Below are 24,021 nucleotides of genomic sequence, written 5' to 3'. Positions count from 1 at the left end.
TGGAGTCGTGGTAAGCCATTGCCTGGGCAACAGTCCCACGGTGGTTAAAGTTGGATATCGGTCAGGTGTTAAGTTAGGGACTTTGGAATCTCTCCCAGCTGAAATCTGCAATGAAAGCGGGTCACCCGCACACTGACTAGATGAGACGATGGCGTATGACGACGTAGTAGCAACTGGCTAACACGGGAACCTGTTGACGGAGGCTGGGTGGCTCCAGTCGATGTATCCGGCGCACCGAAGCGCATGGTCGCAAGATCGTGTGCATAAAACGTGCTTGCAACAGGGGGAGCGGAATTGAGTACCGAGACGTCAGATGACGGAAGTCCTGCCTGGGTGATTTAACCGAAGTCCACAGGACAATCGCAAGATACGGGAAAGATGACAGCGTGATTTGAATCGTTTGCCTGGCGGCAATGATGATGTAAACGAGTGATGTCTTTGGCGAGACGGACACTCAAGGAGGTACAACCGGGAGGTTGTGAAAGGTAGTAGTAATAGGCATCTATCACTTCGCCACCACGAGGGGTGGTTCTCAGCCCGGGCAGTTCTCTCTCTGCCCGGGTATCTTGGCATGTGCCTATCCAGTGTTAGAGATAGGCCGAGGATTACTTGATGAGCTGCAAGCTGCCGTCAGACTTTTGTGCGTACAAGCGACCACTGAGACGATCTGGAACACGTACAAAGTGTGGCTACCGAATGGATGTGGTCTCACAATCATGAATGCTCGAATATGACTCTGGGCGGATATACCCCGACACAGCGGCTGGCCATGGCCGCATAGCCGTCCTACTTCTGGCTAGCAATAAAAATGGGAAGGTTACCTTGATACTAGAGCCAAGAGAGCGAACGTGTTGATATTATCTAATGATATCAACATAAACTCACCTAGTGCAGGATAGGCATTCGCCGGTAAAATACTACATTACGGTAATGTTAGCTTCTTTAAGCGCTCATAATAAAGTTAAAAAATTTCAAATCTGGCACTTGCGAAATTTTGACAAGTCTTTGTCCAGATAATTAGGAGTTAGGGGAATCTATGGATCAAAATGGTGAAACTATCAAGCAAGAGTTATTGGAATCCAATGCATCCACTCAAGATACTGTTGCTTCTAATTTCAAGTTGGACTCTCTTGAGTCAATCCGAAAAAGACTACTGGACTTAACTGCCAGGAACAGCCTACTTAATTATCGACATCCTAAAGCTGGGTGTGTCAGAGTCATTGATGAGCTACCCGATCAGATCTATGAAGTATTGCAAGACAGCAAGAAGCTGACTTTTATTCCCGTTCCAGAGCCAACTGAGGCAGAGCTGATAAAGGCAGGCTTCATCAAAATAGAGGCTAAAACTCAACAGAAAATAGTTAATTATCCATCGGCAGAGCAATGGGCAAGACACAAAGGGATAAATACATCCTATGATTTGCCCGAGGTGCTAAATTCGGATGATGGTAGACATCAAGATGCAAACATACAAACACTGCTTTATGCTCCAGAGTTAGAGGCTCGGTTAAGGAGTATTAGAGCAAGTGCTGAAAGCGCAATTGAGGAAAGCGGTGCCAATATACTCTATTTGGCTTTGGGCTTTCTTGAGTGGTATGAATCCAGGGAGTCTGAACAGCCAAGACTAGCCCCACTTTTCACAATTCCGGTCCATCTGGAGAGAAGTGATCTGGATCGTAAGCTAGGTGCTTATAGATACACAATTACCATCAAAGACGAAGGACTAATTTCAAACATTACATTACGTGAAAAGCTAAGTAATGATTTCGGGCTGATTCTCCCAGTTATCGATGACGAGACTTTACCTGAATCATATTTCAACATCATCAAAAACACCATACTGGAACATCAGCCAAAATGGCGAATTCGCAGGCAAGCCACTCTGGTACAGCTTAACTTTTCAAAACAGGCGATGTACCAGGATTTGGATCCTAAGAATTGGCCAGCCCATGCAAATATTCAAGACCATCCATTAATTAAGCTTTTCTTCGCCTCTCAAGCAGAGGAAAACTCCGGGGAAGGGTTTTCTTACCAAGCCGAACATAAGATTGATGAAATCGACGATATTCACGAGCAATATCCACTAATTTACGATGCAGATAGCTCACAGCATAGCGCCGTTATCGATGTTATTAATGGGAAGAGTCTTGTGATAGAAGGCCCGCCGGGATCAGGTAAATCTCAAACAATTACAAATCTCATAGCAGCTTGTATCGCAAATGGTCAGAAAGTTCTGTTCGTCGCGGAAAAAATGGCGGCTCTGAATGTAGTAAAATCCAGATTAGACAAGGCTCATCTAGGTGACTTTTGTCTAGAACTACATAGTCATAAGACAAATAAGCTGAAAATATTAGGTGATCTCGCCACTCGTTTGGCTAAACAAGATCAATATATTTCTCCAAATAATATCGATGCGGATATTGCACGCTATGAAGACCATAAAGAAAAATTAAATTCCTACGTAGCAAAAGTAAATTCAATATGGGGAAATACTGGTCAGTCGATTCACCAAATACTTCAAAAAGCAACTCGGTTACGCGAAGAGTTAAATATCAAACCAGAGAGATTGTTGATAGAGGGTATTAACGGTGAAACGGCGACTAGTATCAGGCAAAGTGAGCTGATCGATTATTCCAAGATGCTTGAGAATATATATATCCAAGTATCTAAGCAATCATCTACAGGAAGCATCAAAGATCATTTCTGGCATGGTGTGGAGCGTATTAATTTTGATGCACAGGGCATAAATGATTTCTGGCAGGCACTAAAAAGCTGGAACAATGAATTGGAGCGTTTGCTTTCAGAGTGGCGTAACTATCTTAAGCAATATCTCAATGACAATATAGATGCCCCCAGCTTATCGGACATCGATTTGCTGATAGAGAAACTCGAAGCGTTACCTACTCTTATGGGTGGGGAGCTATTGGGGATCACTGATTATCTATCAAGTGAACATCAAAAAATTACGCGGTGGGTATCGGACTATGAAACATTACATACTCAAATTGGCGAATTTCAATCGATAATCCATGATCAGAAAATTCTAGATGCAGCCACTACAAAATCCATAATTGATGTTGTAGCGAAGCTAAAATCAATAGGACTAGATGGCAGCACGCAAATATCTGCGGTATTTGATGATCATCAAGAAACCACGCGGCTTTTAGATATCAATAATCAGATCGAAAATGATTTAACCTTAATTCGTGAACATTCCCCCTCCGGATTGCTACCAATCTTTGGTAATACATATAACTCTTTGAAAGAGTTGCCGCTATTCATAAGCTGCGTTGCCGCTTTACCTAGAAATCTATGGAAAGTGCGCGATGAGTTACTCGATGACGATGAGATTGATGAACTGTTAGCACCAACCGAGGAAGCACTTGCTGTGCTATATCCTTTGAAAGGAAGCCTTGAGGAACAAATCGATTTAAGCCGATTGCCATCGGCAGAGCATCTTAAAAATCTTCAATCTGTTATTGAGGGTGCTGGCATCTTCAAGTGGCTATCATCACAATATCGAGAAGCTCGAAAATCGCTTTTCTCGTTATCGCGCACCGTTCGTCCAAACAAATTATTCCTTCTTGAACAGCTACCATTAATTGTCAAATATGCGACAACACATGAGCAGCTAGATCGGCTGCATGCACTAAAGCCTGCTTTGGGGCGTTATTACCAGGGTGTTGATACCGACTTAACAACCATCAAAGATTTGCGCCAGTGGTACAAAAATATTCGAAGCGTATATGGCAGCGGGTTTGGTGAACGGGTAAAAGTTGGTGGTGAAGTTAGAGCATTAAATACCGATTTTGCTCTGGCTCTGGTGGAACTTGCTGACAAAGGGTTCAAGGGTCGGATTGAGCAAAGTATCGTTGGATTAGAGTCACTTATAAAGAAATACTCTAACCATGAACTGAGTCACCATCGTAACCATAACCTTGTGGGTCAAGAGGGGCAGCTTTCCCGACTCAACACGGATTTGGAAATCGTAACTAATACGTTAGTAGCTATCTTCAAAGATGGATCCAAAACAATTGCTGATTTAGAGCCTTTGTCTGAACAGCATAATGAGTTTATAAGTGCTGCGACAGGCTGGACTGGTAATGCATATGCCGACAGCCTGCAGCCTTTTGGCAAGAAGTTATCTATTTGGCCAGGTGAGTTCTCACAATTGAATATTGATGTCATCAAGAATTCCTTAAGGATTGCAGAAACAATTCATGCGAATCAATTGTTATCGATAATTTTTGAGCAATCACCGGATGAGTTTACTTATAAAAAAATGATCGAAGGGGTACGTGATCTTCGATTTGTAAGGCAGTCTACAGAAGAATTAAAAGCTAACTTTTCCAAGTTGGGAGCGGTCAATATTCCAGCTTGGTTAAAAGGTGTTTCAGATGAATCATTGTCGAGCCTCGTTGATAGAAACTCTCAGGCATTGACTAATCGACCTTGGTTGCAAACTTGGCTCGATTATGTACAGCTAAAACACCGCCTTTTCCAACAGGGATTACAAAACTTGGTTTCTGAATTGGAATCAAGCGAAATTCCTCCAGAGAACTTACATAAAGTTGTTGAACTTTGTATTAGCTTTCAATTAGCTCAAGAGATTTTTTCCAAGCATCCAGACTTAGCTCAATTCACTGGGTTGGAGCAAAATGCAATTCGGGAACGCTTCAAAGAGTACGATTTTAGGTTACTTAACCTTCACCGTAAGAAAGTTGCTTATAAAGCATCTAGGGTGCGTCCGCCGGCTGGGATAGGTATTGGTCGCGTAGGCGACTTTACTGAGGTGGCGTTAATAAATAAAGAGGTTGGAAAAAAGACTAGACACATCGCAGTACGTGCACTTATGAAGAGGGCCGGTAAGGCAATTCAAACGCTCAAACCTTGTTTCATGATGAGTCCGATGTCAGTTGCTCAATACTTAGAGCCTGGAATATTTGATTTTGACTTGGTAGTGATGGATGAAGCCTCGCAGATCAAACCCGAAGATGCACTTGGCGCAATTGCTCGTGGCAGGAAACTCGTTGTCGTTGGTGATCCAAAACAATTACCACCCACTAGTTTTTTCCAGAAAGCGGTTGACGGAGATGGTGACAGTGATGATGACGATAATGTAAGCGTACAAGATTCGGAAAGCATCCTTGAGTCAGTGATGCCAATGTTCAATACTCGCAGGCTGCGTTGGCATTACCGCTCAAAACATGAATCACTCATAGCGTTCTCCAATAAGAATTTCTACGATTCAGATCTGGTTTTATTCCCTTCTCCTTTCCAAGCCTCAAATGAGTTTGGCGTAAAGCTTCATCATATAACTAGGGGCCGATTTGTAAATCGCCGAAATGTTGAGGAGGCTCAGGAAATCGTTAGAGCTGCGATCAATCATTTATTGGAGCGATCACATGAGTCTCTAGGGATTGTTGCGATGAACATCCAGCAGCGAGAAGAAATCGAGAAGCAGCTTGAGCAACAGGTTAAAGATAATCCTCAATTAAAACATGCTTATGAAACCAACTTGCAATCCGAAGAACCGCTCTTCATTAAAAATCTTGAAAACGTTCAGGGCGACGAGCGGGATGTAATTTATATCTCTATAACATATGGTCCTGAGCAGGTTGGTGGGAAGCCTATGCAACGGTTTGGCCCTATCAATGCTGATGTTGGCTGGCGCCGACTCAATGTGCTTTTTACGAGGTCCAAAAAGCGCATGCATATATTCACCTCTATGACTTCTGCGGACATTACTCCTGGCCCCGGTAGTAGTAGAGGTGTGACATCTCTCAAGGCATTTCTTGAATATACGGAAACAGGTCATCTCCACTCAACAAATATAACAGGTAAACCAGCAGATAGCGATTTTGAAATCGCAGTCATGCAGTTACTCAAACAGCATGGGTATGAATGTGAACCTCAATTGGGAGTGGCGGGATTTTTCTTGGATCTTGCCGTTAGAGATCCTGGTAAACCAGGTCGGTTCTTAATGGGTATTGAATGTGATGGCGCGACGTACCATTCAGCGAAATCTGCTAGAGATCGGGATTATTTACGTCAGAAGATTCTTGAAGATTTAGGCTGGAAAATTCGGCGCATTTGGTCTACTGATTGGTTCAAACATCCGCAAGCGCAAATTCAGCCGATCTTACACGAGCTAGAGTCGCTGAGAACTTACCCGGAGTCTACATCTCAAAATGCCGAGGAGCCTATTGGCGCGGTAGAGGTTCTCAATGATGAGGAATTAAACTTGCCTCAGTCCATCTTGGAAATCTCTAGCGATAAAGGGGACGTTGATGTCCGGGCGATGCTTTTGGCTTTTGACAAAATGGTAATACGTGAAGAGTTTCCTAAGACCGATCTTCGCCAAAGACTCCTGAGGGATGAAATGCTTGATTTGTTATTGGAGCTAAAACCGACTTCAAAAGCTGAGTTTCAGGAAATGATTCCAGGTTATCTAAGATCTGGGACTGCTACTTATGAAGCAAAGTTTTTAGATGATGTGCTTTCAATAATTGCAGATTATGCCTAGCTGGGGTTACCGCTACATTCAACTCGTCGGTGCAAATTTGGTATAGGCCAGACCACTTGCATGTATTGACGCATGACGCAAAAAAGCCATCCTGTTACCGGATGGCTTTTTTTGTTGGAGCTGAAATGGTGCCCCCTCATCAGCAATTGAGCTAGTCCTCAATCAAGCCGAATCTGTTGCCAATGCATGGACGGTATGACAGACTGCTACCCAGCCAGCCAGCCAGCCAGCCTTGCCAAAGCCACCCTAAACGCCAAACTCCTCACCGCCTTCACCAGCGGTCCCAATGGATACTGCCCACTGCCATAATGCCGTCCGACACCCCCACCTGAGTGTCCGGTCAGCGCATCATGAATCTCTTCGCCAATGCCTGCTTCCCGGCAGGCATCCTTGAAGGTATACCGGAAGCTGTGAAACACCTTGGAGCTGGCGGTAATGCCGATGTCATGACGGAGATAACGGCTCCACCATTTGCTCCAGTTGCCTGAGCGTTTGCCCTTGATGTCGGTGACGAGGTGCGGGAACAGCTGGCGGTGGCCCTGTTCCTTGCATTGGGTCCAGTAGTCAATCAATCCTGCCTGGATCAAGTCAGGATGTAACGGAATCCTTCGTCTGGAACTCTCGGTCTTGAGTTGCTTGCGGTGTTCATCCTCGACATTGCTGACATCGGTAATGTTGAGGTAGTAGCCATGCTGAGGATCGTGTTTGAGATCATGCACACTGAGCTGGGCCAGTTCTTCCAGTCGCGCACCGGTATACAGCGCCAACGCCGGTAACCAGGGGGCGGCCTGACCGGCACCTGCCTTGGGGATATCACCATGATAGATGCCCGCATTAAAGATACGCTGCAAGTCCTCCTGGTTGAGTGGCTCACGCGCAGGCGTGACCACCTTGGGTTTGGCGACCTTGATGCGGGAGGCAGGATTGGTGACGAGTTGTTCCCTGTCCACCGCCACCTGGAACATGGCGCAGATCAATGCCATCTTCTTCTCCACGGTACGGTAATGCTGTTGTTTGGCAAGCAGGTGATCCGTGAACGCCATCATCTTGCCTCGGCGTATGAGGCGCACATCGGCAATACTCTCCTTGCTAAAGAATGCCTCCATATCGGCAATCAGGGTGGGCATGTAATCCAGGGTGGACTTGGCCCTGTCCTTGGATTGATTCAACCATTGCTGATACATTCCATCCAGACTCAAGACAGCAGCAGCCACACCTTCAGGAACAGGGACAGGTGACCCAGGGACAGCGCCTGGCGTGTATGCGGCAGACACGCTAGTGTCTGATCCAGCACGCGATACTGGCACTACATTGATCTCGACCTCCCTGATCTTGCACGCAGCACGCTGGGAGGTGGGCAGGTGCTGGGCGATATCGACTAGCTCGCCTTGCTGGCGTTGCCAAATCAATTGCTGGGCTTGATACGCTGTTTGCAGGAATTGCCAGCGTAACTGTAGATAGGCAGCATCTTGCGCATCCACTGCATAGCCATTCATCCAGAGCCAGGACTGCAAGGCCGGTTCGATCACCTCATGCCGTCCTGTGCTGATGGCTTGCCTGAACATGGGCAAGGTATCCAGAATGCCGGCAGATACCTCTTCTGAATCAATATCCCGGAACCCGGTAATGCGGTTGTACTCATCGCTCATGAGTACACTGGCTTTCCAGCGATCACACAGCTCCTGCATCGAGGCTGGGGTCAGTGTTAATGGCTGAGGCACAAACTCACTCCTGGGTGCACTCACGGAAGCACTGGCGATAGCCTGCGCATCGCTGCGTGAACCCATACGCGCCTGGGTCAACAATCCCAGACGGATGGCTTGAAACTCCTGATCCAGACGCACGGCATGCTCACGCGCCTTGCGCATCGCAACCCGCTGGATAGAGGTATGCAGACTAAATGAAACGAGGGTGGCTTGACCGTTCCCATAGTGAGGAACGACATCCTGAGGAATACGACGATGGAAATAAAAGATATGTCCGCGTAAGCGAAGATAAGTACCGGTGTGCATGGCAGCTCCATAGGATCAATGTATAACACCTATGTATAGCAACCGTGGGGTACAAACCCGCTCAGGGCCTGCTTTGCAGCAGTATCAAGGCTGGAAGCCTGATGTGGCGGAGAGGGAGGGATTCGAACCCTCGATACGCTTTCACGTATGCCTGATTTCGAGTCAGGTACATTCAACCAGCTCTGCCACCTCTCCGGGAGCGCGGATTATAGCTTACGGACATTTCTAAGTAAAACTCATCGTCTACAAGCCTGTTGGAGAAAAGAAGTCTCTACTTAATCCTGTTAGGCTGCCGTCCTGGATTTCTGCGATAGCACCAGTATGCCGCTGGTGCAGATGATGGCGATGCCGATAAAGCTGTAAAGGTCCGGTACATGGCCAAAGAACAGGTAGCCGATCAGTCCGGCGAATATCAATTGCCCATAGGTGAAGGGAGCCAGCGTCGCGGGGTTGGCATGATGGTACGCCTCGGTCATCAGCAGGTGGCTCAGCAGCGCTGAAGCTCCCAGGGCAAGTAGCAGCATGGCATGGTAGGCGCTAGGGGTCTGCCAGAAGAAAGGCGCAATGAAGGTGAGGGCGGCGCTGCCTACCAGGCCGCTCAGCAAGTTGGTCGTGGCGGAGCTGTCCGTGGCGTTGAGCTTGCGCGTGATGAGCTGGTACAGGCTGAAGGTGAATGCCGCGCCTACGGCAAGCAGGCTGACGGGCGTGAACAATGCGCCGCCAGGCCGCAAGATCACGAGCACGCCTATGAAACCAAGCGATACGGCAAACCATTGCAGCGGGCCGACTCGCTCGCCCAGTAGCGGGCCTGACAGCATGGTGACGATCAACGGGGTCAGGTAGATGATCGCCGTGCCTTCGGCCAACGGAATGTAGCGCAAGGCGGAAATGAAGCACATATTCGTGCCTACCATGCACAGGCCGCGCAGCAATTGCAGGCCCGGATTGCGGGTCTTGAAGATGGCGAATCCGGAGCGGGGGTACAGGACGGCCAGCATGAGGCCGCTGTGGATGACGTAGCGTATCCAGATGATCATGACGACCGCATAGAAGCCGGCCAGGTATTTGGATAGCGCGTCGCTGCCTGCGAATAGGAATATGGCGCCGCACATGCAGAGAATGCCTTGCAACAGCTGTGGCTTGAAGGTTGGGCTCATGTCGGCAAGCGTGAAAGAGTGCAGAGGTAGCATCGATGATGTAGCCGCGCAGTGTATCACGGACATTAACAAGACAATGATTAGCTGCTTCAATCATGTGGGTGTGGGGAGTGCCTGATTCTCATCCAATATTCAATACTGTGAGTCCCTGCCGTGGGCTTGTTAAGCGGACGCGTATAATGCCGTACTTTTCGAACAGCCCTTTGGGCGCTCATGGGTAGTGATCATGCATTGTGGAATAGATTACGGGACTTCCAATTCGTCGCTGGGTATAGTGAAGGATGGCAAGGTAGTGCAGGCCAAGCTGGAGCAGGACAGCGTTTACCTGCCTTCGGCGATCTACCGGGCATTCCCGGAACATGAGCTCAACGAGGATGTGGAGTCGCGCAGCATACGCCAACAATTGGGCAACGCGCAGGGCTTGTTGTACGGTTCGGAGGCGATTGATGCCTATATCCGCCATCCAGGCGACGGCTTGTTCATGAAGTCGCCCAAGGTGTTTTTGGGGAGCGATCTCAACAAGGATCAGATGGATTTTTTCGAGGTCGTCATTGCCAAGATGATGACGCATATCCTGGAGCAAGCCAGGGCCTTTTACGGGCATGAGCTGCGCCAAGCCGTCATCGGCAGGCCGATCCGCTATCACGGTATCCGCGGCGAGCAGGGCGACAAGCAGGCGTTGGCGATCATGGAGCATGCCGCTGCCGAGGCCGGGTTGGAGGAGATCGTCTTCATGTATGAGCCCTTGGCCGCGGCGCTGGATTACGAGCAGGGCCTCGACCGGGACGAAGTGTTGCTGGTGGTGGACGTGGGCGGGGGCACCACGGATTGCTCGGTGGTCAAGGTCGGTCCGTCATATCGCGGCAAGCCCGAGCGCAGCGACGACCTGCTGGCATATTCCGGCAACCGCATCGGCGGGGTGGACCTTGACGTCAACCTCGGCTGGCACAGCATCATGCCATTGTTCGGACGCGGGACGGACGAGCTGCACAACAAGGCATTCGACGCGATTGCCGTGAACAGCATTCCCAGCCAGCAGGCATTTTATTCCCGCTTCGAGATGCCCGTGCATGCCAAGGCGGACACTGCGCGCGAAAGGCTCTACAAGGTATGGCTGGACAAGCTCAGCAGCCATCTGGTGCGCAGCGCCGAACTGGCAAAGATCGAGTTGTCGACCACTGAACGCCATACACTCGGGTTGGAATATGTCGAGGAAGGCCTGGAGGTTCTCGTCACCCGTGAGGATTTCCGCGAAGCCATTGCACGTTCCACCGAGAAAATCCGGCAGGTGATCGATGAGGCACGCCAGGCGAGCGCATCCAGGCTCGACAAGATTTACCTGACTGGCGGCTCCGCCGTTTCTCCCGTCATCCAGCAGGTGATCCGGGAAGTAGTGGGCGATGCTGTGCCGTTCGTTTCGGGCAATATGCATGGCAGCGTCGCGTGCGGCCTGAGCGTATTCGCCAGCCGGCATTTTTCTTAAGTCCTTGATGTCACTCCGTTGAATCATATAAAGTATTGCCATGTGACAGCGGTTGAGCATTGTGGCGGAAGTGCGCTTGAATGCTGGTTTTTCGTCACGATACGGCCGTATTCTTATTCTCAGCCTATCCTGTCGGAAACGGATATCGGGGATGTCCATTCACGTAGCGTTTAAGTACCAATAGAAGCATTGTCGAAGAAGTAACGGGATATAGGCAGCCAGGCTGCATCTCGCGCGCTTAATAACAATTACACTTGACGAAAGTGCCTATGGGAAAGAAAAAGCATGGCTGGCCGTTGGCGTTGGGGGTGTTCATACTCGGCATGGTCGTGACGGCGATCATCGCCCGCGCCCAGTTCTATAACAGCAGCCTGCAGTCACGCCAGTTCGAGTTGGTGAGGGCGGCCGGCCAGGAGCTGCACCATGCCATCCAGACCGAGATACAGCATGCCGTGGATTTTGTACAAGCCACAGGATGGCTGTTCAACGCGAGCCAATCCGTCAGCCGCGCCGAGTTCAGCGAGTTTGCGGTTAACGCGATCCATCATAGTTACCTGCTGAAAGAGCTGCAGTGGCGGCCAAGGGTCAAGGCTGATGAAGTATTGGGCCTGGTCGAGGATGCGGCCCGCGACGGATTGTCAGGATTCCGGTTGCTGGAGCCGGATGCCGGCAGTGGCGCGTTCGTTCCAGCCCGTCCGCGTGACGAGTATTTCCCTATCTTCTACAGCGAAATGGCTTTCGAGGAAACGGCCAATCCCTCCTTGCTGGGATTGGATACATTGGCCAGCACGCAGGATTTCAAGGCGCTCGAGCAGGGCATTGCCAATAAGCATAGCGTGGTGATGTCCATCATGGACGCGAATCAATTCATGGTCATGGTGCCGGTATTTGCCGACGGCCAGCGGGATATACGGCATCTTGCCGGTTACGTTGCCGGGCGCTTGTCCATCCAGCAACTGCTGCATAGCTTGGAGCAGCAGGCGGCAAAACTCGATCTGGACGTCATCCTGCTCGACCAGGCAGGAATGCGGCTTCCGATATTGCAGGTGGTGGCCCCCGACAGCGGTTTACGGGAGTTTGATGCGCAGCAGCCTTATGAGCCGGGAGTATGGGATGTCAGCCTGCCTTTCAGCATTGCCGATTTTTCCGGCACATTGGTGGTGCATCCCCATGCCGGCCTGTCTTATCAGTATGCCGGGAAGATACTGGCGATCGTCGTGCTCGGCATGTTGGTTTCCATGCTGCTTGCCGGCTTGCTTTATCGCATGCTGGGGGAGCAGCGCGCGGTCAAATTGTCCGAGGAGCAGTTGGATAGCCTCACCGGCAACCTGCCCGTGGGGGTTTTCCAGATGCATGCGGGCAACGGCACCCCTGCCCGTTTCTCTTTCGTCAATGCCAGCGCGTGCCAACTGCTGGATGTGACGGAGGAAAGGATACTGGCGGATTGGCAGAATGCGTTCCTACACGTGGTGCCGGAGCAAAGGCAGGAGCTGTTGGCTACCTTGCGCCAGGCCAAGGACAACAAGCAGGTATGGGACGGCGAGTTCCGGCTGCAAGTGGGCCACAATACGCGTTGGCTGCGCGCGCGTGCCGTTCCGCGGCATACGATGCTGGGAGAGTTGGTATACAACGGTTTCGTCGAAGACGTGACGGAGCGCAAGCGAATCGAGCAAGAGGTCAGGTCGCAAAGCCTCTTCCTGCAACAGTTGATCGATAATATTCCCAGCCCGTTGTTCTTCAAGGGCAGCGACAGCCGTTTCCTGGGCTGCAACCGTGCCTATGAGCATGAATTCGGCGTGTCCCGCGACCGCATGATCGGCAAGACCGTGCTGGAGATGGAGTACTTGCCATACGAGGACCGCATGGCCTACCAGGAGGAGGACGAGCATGTGATAGCCACCGGCGCCACCGTGCATAAGGCGCTGTCCCTGCGGTTTGCCGATGGCAAGATGCACCAAGTGCTGTACTGGGTGAGCGGGTTCAAGCTGCCGGACGGCTCTGTTGGCGGGATGGTGGGGTCCATCGTCGATATCACCGCCCAGCGCGAGGCGCAGCAGGCGCTGAGCGTGGCGATCGACCAACAGAAGGCCTTGTTTGACTCCGCCCCCCTGGGCATCATCGAGCTGAAGAATCGCCGCGTGGTGCAATGCAACCGCAAGTTCGAAACCATGCTGGGATACCAGAGCGGCGAACTGCTGGGCCACTCCACCCGCGAATGGTTCAGCAACGACGAGGACTTCGCCGCGGTAGGCAAGGGCTATGAGGTATTGCGCCGAGGCGAGACTTATACCGGCGAACACCAGTTTACCCGCAAGGACGGAAGCAAGTTCTGGTGCCGCATCTTCGGGCACGCGGTGGACATTGACGATCCCGAGCATCAAAGTGTCTGGCAGTTTGAAGATGTCACGGAAAAGCGCGCGGCCGAAGAGCAATTGCACCTGGCACGGGATATGGCGGAAGAGGCGACGCTCGCCAAGTCCATGTTCCTGGCCAATATGAGCCATGAAATCCGTACGCCGATGAATGCCGTGATCGGGCTTGCCCACCTGGCGTTGAAAACCGAGCTTGACGCCAAGCAGCGCGATTACGTGACCAAGATTCACAGCGCGGGCATTTCCCTGTTGTCCGTCATCAACGACATCCTGGATTTCAGCAAGATCGAGTCCGGGCGGATGGATCTCGAGCAAGTGGAATTCTCGCTCGACCAGGTGTTAAGCAGCGTGACCAATACCTTGGCGTATACCGCCACCGATGCAGGGCTCGAGCTTCTGTTCGACGTCGCCGACGATGTGCCTGGCAATCTGGTCGGCGACCCCTTGAGGCTGGGCCAGATATTGCTCAACCTGGTCAGCAACGCCATTAAGTTCACCCATGATGGCGAAGTCATCATCCGCTGCCAATTGCTGGATTCCAACGACCAGCAGGTCAAGCTGCAGTTCCTCGTGATCGATTCCGGCATCGGCATGGACGATGAAACCTGTTCGCGCCTGTTCCAGCCGTTCATGCAGGCCGACGGCTCCACCACGCGCAAATACGGCGGCACCGGGCTGGGGCTGACCATCTGCAAGCGCCTGGTTGGCATGATGCAAGGGGATATCTGGGTGACCAGCGTGCCCGGGCAGGGGTCCACATTCACGTTTACCGCGTGGTTCGGCAATGGCCATCCGGCCCGGCCCTATACCCTGACCAATGAACTCAACGACCTGCACGTGCTGGTGGTGGATGACAACCTCACCGCGCGCAGCATTCTCGCCAGCCAGCTCGGCTTCCTGCCATGCAAGATCAGCCATGCCAATTCCGGCATGGAGGCGGTGGCGACGGTGCGCGACATGCAGCATGTATTGCCGGTGGATCTGGTATTGATGGACTGGAAGATGCCGGGACTGAGCGGCCTCGAGGCGGCGCGCCTGATCAAGCATGACGCCAGCCTGAGCAAAATACCCGCCATCATCATGGTCACGGCGTACGGGCGCGAGGAAATCCGCAAGGAGTGCGATGACCTGAAGCTAGAGGGCTTCCTGGTCAAGCCGGTCAGCCAGTCCACCCTGATTGATACTTTGGTGGGCATGTACAGCGCATCCGTGGAAAACTGGTCGTATGTGTCACAGAGCCCGAATTACGATCTCAGCGGCATGCGGCTGCTGGTGGTCGAGGACAATGAAATCAACCAGCAGATCGCCACCGAACTGTTGCAGGCCGTAGGGGCGGCAGTGCAGATTGCCGAGCACGGGCAGGCGGCGCTGGACAAGCTGAACGAGCAAGGTGCGCATTACGATGCGGTATTGATGGATTTGCAGATGCCGGTAATGGACGGCTATGAGGCGACACGCCATATCCGCGCCAATCCCGCCTTCGATCACTTGCCGGTGCTGGCGATGACCGCACATGCCACCGTCGAGGAGCGCCAGCGCTGCATCGAGCTCGGCATGGGGGCCCACATCACCAAGCCCATCAATCCGGATATGCTGTACCAGGCCCTTGCCTGTATTCATGCCGGCCAAGAGGCCGCCCCAGGAGATGCAGCACAAGCCATAGGAGGATATGCAGAATTGGAAATCGAAGGGTTCAATGTCCCAGAAGCGTTGCGCCGCGTCGCGGGAAACCAGGAGCTGTATCACAGGCTGTTGCGGCAATTCGCCCAGAGCCAGCAGGGCGTGCCTGAGCAAATAAGAAGCGCCTTGCAGGAGGACCGTCGGCCTGACGCCGTCAGGCTCGCCCATACGCTCAAGGGTGTGGCGGCCAACCTGGGAGCGCAGGTGTTGTCTGACGCGGCGGCCGGGCTTGAGCAGACCTTGGTGGAAAATGCCGACGCCGGGCCGGCCCTGGCGCAGCTTGAATCTGCCCTGGCCGGTGCGCTTTCTGCCGTCGCACGGGTATTGGACCAGCGGGGGGCTGAGGCTGGCGCATCACCTGTTCAAGTCACGCAACAAGAGGGCCAGGCATTGCTGCTGCGGTTGATCCAACACCTCAAGGCGAGGGACGCCAGCGTGCAGGATTTTCTCGCCGACCAGTCCCAGGTGCTGCGATCGGTCCTGGAGGCGCAACAATATGACAAGCTGGTGGAGCTTGTAGGGTTCTACCAATTCGATGCGGCGTTGTTGCTGGTGAAGCCGTTATTGGCAACAGCCTCGCATCAGAACCTATCCTAAGGATAAGCGGCGATGGACAAGATATCGGATACAAACGACAAACAAACGATCCTGGTCATTGACGACACACCGGAGAACCTGTCGGTGATTAACGCCTTGCTGAAGGAGTTCTACCGGGTCAAGGTCTCCACCAGCGGCGTGGATGGATTGAATATAGCGCAGATGCTGCCACAGCCCGACCTGATCTTGCTGGACATCATGATGCCGGATATCGACGGTTATGAAGTCTGCCGCCAGCTCAAGGCGAATCCGGTTACGGAGAACATCCCGGTCATTTTCCTCACCGCCAAGATCCATATGGAGGACGAGCAGCGCGGGTTCGACGTCGGGGCGGTGGACTATATCGTGAAGCCGATCAGCCCGCCGATCGTATTGGCGCGTATCCAGACACATTTGTTCCTCAAGGACCAGCGCCGGTTCCTGGAGTACCAGGTTGAGCAGCGCACGCGCGAGATCGCCTTGATCCAGAATGCCACCATCTTCGCGCTGGCTTCCCTCGTGGAAGCTCGCGACAACGAAACCGGCAACCATATCCGCCGCACGCAGAACTATGTGCGCCTGCTGGCGGAAAAGCTGCGCGACCATCCGAAATTTGCCGCGCAATTGACCACACCGGTGATCGACCTGATATACAAGTCCGCGCCTCTGCACGATATCGGCAAGGTGGGGATACCGGACCGCATCTTGCTCAAGCCCGGCCCGTTGACGGAGCAAGAGTATGAGGTGATGAAGCGGCACGCAAGGCTGGGCGCCAATGCCTTGATCGAGGCGGAGAAGGTGATCGGGCGCGACAACAATTTCCTGCAATATGCCCGCGAGATCGCCATGTGGCATCACGAGCACTGGGACGGTTCCGGCTATCCCGACGGCTTGCGCGGGGAGGATATCCCCATCTCGGCGCGCTTGATGGCGATTGCCGACGTCTATGATGCCTTGATCAGCGAGCGGGTGTACAAAAAGGCGTTCGACCATGAAGTAGCGGTGCAGACCATCCTCGAAGGGCGCGGCAAGCATTTCGACCCGGATATCGTCGATGCCTTCATGGCCGTCAAGGATGAATTCTGGCGCATCGCGCAGCAATACCAAGACCGGTACGCCGGCAAGGCATGAATAAAAAAGGATGGCATCTGCCATCCTTTTTTATTGGGGCAGGCTTACTCTACGCCCTGGCTGGCCAGGTAGTCCTCGTAATTGCCGAGGAAGTCGACAATGCCGTCCGACTTCACTTCCAGGATACGCGTGGCGAGGGAGCTGACGAATTCGCGGTCGTGGCTGACGAAAATCAGCGTCCCCTTGTATTTGTCCAGCGCGGTATTGAGCGCCTCGATGGATTCCATGTCCATGTGGTTGGTCGGCTCATCCATCAGCAGCACGTTGGTGCGGGCCAGCATCAGCTTGCCGTAGAGCATGCGGCCTTTCTCGCCGCCGGAAAGCACCTTGACCGATTTCTTCGTGTCCTCGCCGGAAAACAGCAAGCGCCCCAGCATGCTGCGCACGGACTGGTCGTCGTCGCCGGGCTGGGTATGCAGTGTCATCCATTCGAACAGGGATTCGCCATTCTCGAACTCGTACTCATGGTCCTGCGCGTAGTAGCCGATCTTGGCTTTTTCCGCCCACTTGACGATGCCGTGGTTGGGCTGGATGTCGCCCGCGATGCAGCGCAGCAGGGTGGTCTTGCCCACGCCGTTCTCGCCGATGATGGCGATGCGCTCTCCGGCTTCCACCATGAGGTTGACATCGTTGAACAAGGGTTTGTCGTAGCCATGGCTGAGCTTCTCGATTTCCACGGCCTGGCGGTGCAGTTTTTCCCTGTCGTCGAATTCAAAGCGGATGAACGGGTACTGGCGGCTGGAAGGCTTGAATTCCTCGATCTTGATCTTGTCGATCATCTTCAGGCGGCTGGTGGCCTGCTTGGCCTTGGACTTGTTGGCGGAGAAGCGGCGCACGAAATCCTGCAGTTCCGCCACTTTTTCCTTGGCGCGGGCGTTATCCTTGGCGGCTTGCGCGCGTGCGGCGGTGGAGGCTTCCATGTAGTCGTCGTAGTTGCCCGGGTAGACCTTGAGCGTGCCGTAGTCCATGTCGCAGGTATGCGTACAGACCTGGTTGAGGAAGTGCCGGTCGTGCGAGATGATGATCATGGTGCAGTCGCGGTTGTTGAGCACGTCTTCCAGCCAGCGGATGGTATTGATGTCCAGGTTGTTGGTCGGTTCGTCCAGCAGCAATACGTCGGGGTTTGCGAACAGCGCCTGCGCGAGCAGCACGCGCAGCTTCCAGCCCGGCGCCACGGAACTCATGAGGCCGTTGTGCTGGTCGGTGGGGATGCCCACGCCAAGCAGCAGTTCGCCCGCGCGCGCTTCGGCGGTGTAGCCGTCGTACTCGGCGAACACGGTTTCCAGCTCGGCGGCTTTCATGTAGTCGTCTTCGGTGGCTTCCAGGTTCATGTAGATGGCGTTCTTCTCTACGTTGGCCTTCCACATTTCCTCGTGTCCCATCATCACCACGTCCAGCACGCGCTGGTCTTCATACGCAAACTGGTCCTGGCGCAGGAAGGCCATGCGCTCGTTCACGTCGAGCGCGACATTGCCGGCGGTCGGTTCCAGCACGCCGGCCAGGATTTTCATGAAGGTGGACTTGCCGCAGCCGTTGGCGCCGATCAGGCCGTAGCGATTGTTGTCGCCGAACTTGACCGAGACATTCTCGAACAAGGGCTTGGCACCGAACTGCATGGTGATATTGTTTGCGATTAACACGTCGGTTGTATTCCTAAAGTAAAACTATCGATCAATGAATTAAAACTTGTTGCGGATGACGACTTCATCCAGTGCCAGCTGGCCGCCGCGCGGGCGAGGGGGCTGGATGCCCTTGCCAATGGCGACAAACATCGCTGGGATATGGTCGGCAGGCAGGTTGAGCAGCTTGGCGACCGCGTCGAAATCAAAGCCATCCATCGGGCAGGAGTCATAGCCCAGCTCCTTGGCAGCGAGCATCAGCGTGGCGGCCGCCATGCCGCAGGAGCGCATGCCCTCGTCGCGTTGTACCTGCTCCTTGCCGCGGTAATAGTTGTCGATGGCGTTGACTAGGTAGTCCTGCACGGGCTGTTCCGCCTTGCGCCAATAGCGGCGCGGTTCCTTTTCCCAGGCTTTCAGGTCCGCCGTCAACACCACCAGCAGCGAAGCATCCGTGACTTGCGCCTGGTCCCAGCTGGCGGCGCGCACTTGCTTGCGCAGCTCCGGGTCCTGCACCAGCACAAAGCGCCAGTTCTGGATATTGAATGCCGTCGGCGCCAGCACGGCCAGCGACATCAATTTCTCTATCTCTGCCTCGGACATCGTGTGGCTGGCATTATACGCCTTGACCGAGCGGCGGCTTTCAATCGCCTCAATCACATTCATGGTACCGAATTCCTCAATAGTGGATTGCAATAATTTCCAGCTCCAGGTCGCCCGCCGGGCGATGCCAGACCACGCTGTCGCCGACTTTCTGCCCGATCAGCGCCTTGGCCAGCGGCGATACCCAGCTGACGCGGTTGGTGGCGATGTCGGTTTCATCCTCGCCCACAATCATGAACGAATGGGGTTCGCCGTCCTCGTCCTCGACATCCACCGCCGCGCCGAAGAGGACGATATCTGCTGGCTGCGCGGCAGGGTCGACCAGGATGGCTGATTCCAGCCTGGCCTGAAGATAGCGCAGGTCGCGGTCTATCATGGCCAGCCGTTGTTGCGCCACCGGGTCTTCCTTGCGCTGGGCGAGCGGCAGGCGTGCCTGCTCCAACTCGCTGGCTTGCTGTTGCAACTGCTTGAGGCCATGCGGGGTGACGTAATTGGGATGCGGGCTGATCGGGCGTTCCGGCAGATCCGTGCCGGCGTGCTCCAGATCATCCTCTTTTACAAATCCACGGCTCATGGCGCACGACCTATAAAACCTTGAATTATAACTCAAGTAGCGTGAGGCGCAGCGCCTTATTCCCGATATGGAACGGAGGGCTTATTTTGAATGCTGGAAATGGATATGCGGGAAACACAATGCCCCGCAGGGCAGGGCATTGTGGGAGGAGGGGATGTTAGAAATCCATCGTGGCGGAAAGCAGCACGGTACGGGGCAGACCCTGGATCAGCCAGTTGCCGTCGACAGTGGATGCCCAGTAGTCGCGGCCGAACGCATTTTCAATGTTGGCGCGCAGCGTGAGGGGCTTGCCCCAGGACATTGTCTGGTAACGGGCGCCGAGATCGAGCCTCGACCATCCCGGTATGCTCATCGAATTGTCGGCATCCAGGTATTGACGACTTGTGGCGATCACGCGCCCGGACAGCGTCAACCCTGGTAGCAGGCCTGGATCCCACTCCAGGCCAAGGTTGGCCTGTCGGCGCGGGACGCCTGGCGCATCGCGTCCATCATTGATGCCGCCCTCGGTTTTTGTCAGCTTGGCCTCCGTCCAGGCAGCGCCGCCCAGTATCCTGACATTGGATGACAATTCGCCGAAGATATTGAGCTCCACGCCGCGGTTGCGCTGTTCGCCGTCCATCTTGAAAGTGGGATTGCCGATGGTGTTGGCGACAGTGATGCCGCTGGGCTGGGTGATCTGGAACAGGCTCGCAGTGAAGCCGAGCCGTCCTAGGTCCAGTTTCACGCCGGTTTCAAATTGCTTGCTTTTGACCGGCGGGAATAATTTATCGGGATTGGTCACATTGCCGGAGGGCGTAGGTCCCTGGCTCAAGCCTTCAATGTAGCTCGCGTACACGGACAGGTTGTCCCGTGGTTTTACCACCAGCGCCAGGCTCGGCGTGACGGCACTTTCATCATAATGCTGTGTTCTGGCCCCGTTCATATAGCCATTGGCCTTGACCTGCTGGTGGCGTACGCCGATGATCGCAGTGAGCCGGTCGTCCAGGAACGACATGGTGTCGGACAATGCCAGCGTCGGGAGATCCAGGGTATTGGTTTTCGGGGTATTGGAGGAGAACCCGGCCAATGACGGCTTGCTGACGCCTACCGGCGCGTAGATGTTCGTGAGCCAGTTCATGAAGCCATATCCATAGCCGTATTCGTCACCGAAGCTAAAGCCGTTTTCTTGCCGCAGGGTGGAAAACTGGGCATTGACCTGATGCTGCACCGAGCCTGTATCAAACGTTCCCCTGATGCCAGCCTGGATGCTTTTACGGTAGCTGTAGCCCGGATAGTAATAAGCTTGGGCTATTGCATCCCCGGTTTGACTAGTGACGGCCATGTCGGAAGACAGCCACTGATATTTATTCCAGTTTGCCCCCAATGCGCCATAGAGCGTCCACTCGGGGGACAAATCGTATTCCGCCTTGAACAACAAATATTCGCCCTTGTTTTTGGTATATTCCCAGTCCTGGGAAATCTGTTTTTCTGCCTTAGGCGCCTTCAGGCTCGGTATTGAGAATAAGTAAAATCCGCCAGCACCGGTTGGTGCCTGGGTTTTTGTGTTTTGATAGCCCAAGTCTACAGAGGCGCGCAAGTTTTCATCGCGAAAATCAATGCCTAGCGTTGCCACTGAAAACTCCCGGGATTGACCTTCCATCGCTGTTTCGCCATCGCGATATATGCCGTTGAAGCGCACGCCCCATTGCTTCATCTCGCCAAAACGACGGCCGATGTCGATATGAGCGCCATAGTGACGGTTTGATTGGTAAGACAGCGTCAACCGGTTCAGTGGCGTCTCCTCCGCGCGTTTGGGCGCGATATTGATCGTGCCGCCCACGCCGCCCCGTTGCCCCATGCCATTCAGCATCGCGCTGGGGCCTTTCAATATTTCCACGCGCTCCAGGGTTTCGACTGGCATGGTATTGATCATGGCGATACCAGCCACGCCGTCGAACAGCACGTCGGAACTATAGCTGCGGAAGCCGCGGATCATGAAGCCGTCCCCTTGGCCTGCTGCGCTCGTCAGGCCGTTGGTCGTCACGCGCACCGACGGGTCGTTTGCAACAACGTCCACCAGGCTGGTGGCTTGCTGGTCACGGATGAGCTTTGAGGTATAGGCCGCGATGTTGAACGGGACGTCCAGGATATCCGCGTCACCGAGCAATCCCAGCCGTGCGCCTCTTGCCACTTGGCCGCCTGCGTAAGGGCGCGGCAAGTTGTTGTCAGGGTCGGACTGGGCGGTCACGGTCAGCTCGGGAAGTGTTTCCGTTGCCTGGGGCGCACCGGATGAGACGTTGGCGGCCTTGGTCAGAGAATACTGGTTATTCCGGTTCTTCTTGACCGTTAACCCGCTACCCGCCAATAGGGCGTCGAATGCTTGCTCGATGGTGTACCGCCCGCTCAATGCGCGCGCTTGCCTGCCTTTGGTCTGCTCGGGCGTGAACGTGATGGTCACGCCGGTTTCGCTTGCCAATGTTTGCAGGGAAGTTGCCAGGTCGCCGGCAGGAATATCGTATTGCCGGCTGGCGGCCATTGGCCTTTCCGGCGCGTCTGCTGCAAAGGCATGGTGGGCGAGGCCTGTATTGAGTGCCAGCAGCAAGGCGAGCTGCAGCGTTTTCTGCTTATGGCGAGCTTGGTTCATGTGATTCCCTAGTGGTTGAATGACTACATGAGGGAGGTCACTTGAGAATGAGAATCGGGCAGTATTTTTTGAAATATTTTTGATGCGGCGCCGGTGCGGCGTTATCCGGCATGGCTGGCCGAGATGCGCACCCAGTAACGTGTACGGTGGGCGATGCTGACAGGCAGCGAGTTGGGAAGCGATTCGAGCGCCTGCGTAGTGTCATTGAGCGTGAATACGCCGGAGATTTTCAAGTCTGCGACATCGGCATCGCAATGGATGAAGCCCGGACGATAGCGTACTAGCTCCTGCACGAGGTCGGCAAGACGCATATCGTTGGCGAAGAGCAGGCCTTTGCTCCAGGAGCCGGCTTGCGCAGGAGCAGCCGAGGCTGCAAGCGCATCATGCTCGGTGAATGCACTTTGTTGGCCTGCCTGCATGACCAGGCTTTTCCCTTGACGCGGTGCAATATCGACAGACCCTTCCAGCACGATGACGTGCGTGGAATCCTGGGCCAGCCTTACATTGAAGCGGGTGCCGAGCGGGCTGATGCGGCCGTGCGCGGTAAGCAGCTGGAACGGCCTGTGTTCCCGGGGCTGGTGGCCGGTGGTCACCATGACTTCACCGTTGAGCAGGGTGACGGTGCGGGCTGTGTCAGTCAATTCCACGTCGATGGCGCTGCGTGTATTCAAGATGATCTGGGTTCCGTCGGAAAGCTCGATGGTTTTCAGCTCGCCGGTCCCGGAGCTGTAATCCGCTACTTGTAGCCGCCATTGCTCGGTCCGGCTGGCAAGCACGCCGCTGCCGGCCACAAGGCCCAGCCAGACCAGGGCCTTGAGCGTGCTGCGTCTGCCTGGCGCATGCAGCCTGGACAAGGTCTGGTAAGCAGCATGCGGGTTGAGGCGGTGCAGCGATGCGCTCATGCCCTCGATATGCAGCCATGCGCGCTCATGCTCTGGGTCCGCATTGCGCCATTGCTGCAGGCGTTCGGCGTCGTGCGGGCCGAAGCCTGCATCCATGCTGAGGGTGAGCCATTTGGCAGCTGCCTCGGCGACTTCCGGTGAAAAGCTGGAAGGCTGCATTTGCATCAGGTCATGGAGAAAAAGCACTGCTGGTTGGCGCGGCTGAGATATTGCTTAACCGAGCTGGTGGAAACCCGCAGCTCCTTGGCAATTTCCGCATATGAAAGCCCCTCGAGGTGCGCCAGCAGGAACGCCTGCTTGGCACGTAGCGGCAGGCCACTCAGGGCGTTGTCGATCTGTTGCAGCAGCTCTAGCGCCAAGGCCCTTTCCTCGGGGGAGGGCGCTTGCGCTTCCGGCAAGGCGGCAAGCGCTTCAAGGTAAGCTTCCTCAATGACTTGCCGCCGGTGGTAATTAGCGACGAGCCGCCGCGCGATAGTGGCCAGGAACGGTCGCGGCTCCTGGATGCCCTCCACGCTATCGCCGTTGAGTACGCTCAGGAAGGTATCTTGCGCCAGGTCTGCCGCCTGCTCCTGTTGCTTGACCTTGCGACGTAACCAGCCGAGCAGCCAGCCGTGATGATTGCGATAGAGATGGTGAAATAATTGGTTGGAATGCTGGTTGGCGGACATGGCTGCGCAAGCAAGGCTATGTAATTGCAAATATTTCTCATTCTATTGACTGCGACTGCTTTTGTATAGATGAAACGAGCGCCAACGGTTGAAGGACA

At 54.1% G+C, this 24,021-nt stretch carries 12 protein-coding genes and 1 tRNA gene; 4 read left to right on the top strand and 9 right to left on the bottom strand.

Features of this window, described 5'->3' with window-relative positions:
* Positions 1-1,036 precede the first annotated feature (1,036 nt).
* Positions 1,037-6,526, top strand: coding sequence for a DUF4011 domain-containing anti-phage protein Hhe (gene hhe, locus ACW4YW_RS02490; RefSeq protein WP_457136104.1), 5,490 nt, complete (start codon positions 1,037-1,039; stop codon positions 6,524-6,526).
* A 206-nt stretch (positions 6,527-6,732) separates the two neighbouring features.
* Here the strand turns inward: hhe and ACW4YW_RS02485 are convergent, their stop codons facing one another.
* From ACW4YW_RS02485 to ACW4YW_RS02475, 3 genes are all read right to left on the bottom strand, one after another.
* A complete protein-coding gene (locus ACW4YW_RS02485) occupies positions 6,733-8,538 on the bottom strand; it encodes a DUF6538 domain-containing protein (RefSeq protein WP_457136103.1) in 1,806 nt (601 codons plus the stop codon).
* 104 nt (positions 8,539-8,642) lie between these two features.
* Positions 8,643-8,733, bottom strand: a tRNA-Ser gene (locus ACW4YW_RS02480).
* A gap of 89 nt (positions 8,734-8,822) precedes the next feature.
* The gene (locus ACW4YW_RS02475; RefSeq protein WP_457136102.1) at positions 8,823-9,695 is read right to left on the bottom strand and encodes a DMT family transporter; all 873 of its coding nucleotides are present in this window, start codon (positions 9,693-9,695) and stop codon (positions 8,823-8,825) included.
* A gap of 226 nt (positions 9,696-9,921) precedes the next feature.
* On the opposite strand from ACW4YW_RS02475, the gene yegD reads away from it, so the two are divergent.
* The 3 genes from yegD (at position 9,922) to ACW4YW_RS02460 (ending at position 16,937) form a co-directional block, all read left to right on the top strand.
* Entirely contained in the window at positions 9,922-11,178 is a 1,257-nt protein-coding gene (gene yegD, locus ACW4YW_RS02470) for a molecular chaperone (protein WP_457136101.1), read from the top strand.
* 269 nt (positions 11,179-11,447) lie between these two features.
* On the top strand, positions 11,448-15,827 hold the full coding sequence (locus tag ACW4YW_RS02465) for a response regulator (protein ID WP_457136100.1): 4,380 nt from the start codon (positions 11,448-11,450) through the stop codon (positions 15,825-15,827).
* Positions 15,828-15,839: 12 nt separating this feature from the next.
* On the top strand, positions 15,840-16,937 hold the full coding sequence (locus ACW4YW_RS02460) for an HD domain-containing phosphohydrolase (RefSeq protein WP_457136099.1): 1,098 nt from the start codon (positions 15,840-15,842) through the stop codon (positions 16,935-16,937).
* Positions 16,938-16,981: 44 nt separating this feature from the next.
* Here ACW4YW_RS02460 and ACW4YW_RS02455 read toward each other — a convergent pair whose 3' ends face one another.
* The 6 genes from ACW4YW_RS02455 to ACW4YW_RS02430 form a co-directional block, all read right to left on the bottom strand.
* The gene (locus ACW4YW_RS02455; RefSeq protein ID WP_457136098.1) at positions 16,982-18,577 is read right to left on the bottom strand and encodes an ABC-F family ATPase; all 1,596 of its coding nucleotides are present in this window, start codon (positions 18,575-18,577) and stop codon (positions 16,982-16,984) included.
* A 39-nt stretch (positions 18,578-18,616) separates the two neighbouring features.
* Entirely contained in the window at positions 18,617-19,219 is a 603-nt protein-coding gene (locus ACW4YW_RS02450) for a nitroreductase family protein (RefSeq protein ID WP_457136097.1), read from the bottom strand.
* Between the two features lie 13 nt (positions 19,220-19,232).
* Positions 19,233-19,730 carry a GreA/GreB family elongation factor gene (locus ACW4YW_RS02445; RefSeq protein WP_457136096.1) on the bottom strand — a complete coding sequence of 166 codons (498 nt, stop codon included), beginning with the start codon at positions 19,728-19,730 and terminating at the stop codon, positions 19,233-19,235.
* A gap of 157 nt (positions 19,731-19,887) precedes the next feature.
* Positions 19,888-22,353: a TonB-dependent siderophore receptor gene (locus ACW4YW_RS02440; protein ID WP_457136095.1), complete on the bottom strand. Its 2,466-nt coding sequence runs from the start codon at positions 22,351-22,353 to the stop codon at positions 19,888-19,890.
* A gap of 101 nt (positions 22,354-22,454) precedes the next feature.
* Entirely contained in the window at positions 22,455-23,414 is a 960-nt protein-coding gene (locus ACW4YW_RS02435) for a FecR domain-containing protein (RefSeq protein ID WP_457136094.1), read from the bottom strand.
* 5 nt (positions 23,415-23,419) lie between these two features.
* Positions 23,420-23,923, bottom strand: coding sequence for a sigma-70 family RNA polymerase sigma factor (locus tag ACW4YW_RS02430; protein WP_457136093.1), 504 nt, complete (start codon positions 23,921-23,923; stop codon positions 23,420-23,422).
* Between the last annotated feature and the right edge of the window lie 98 nt (positions 23,924-24,021).

The sequence above is a fragment of the Methylobacillus pratensis genome (genome assembly GCF_054072455.1).
Note: the sequence above shows the minus strand (reverse complement) of the source record. Positions and strands in the feature narration are given on the sequence as shown.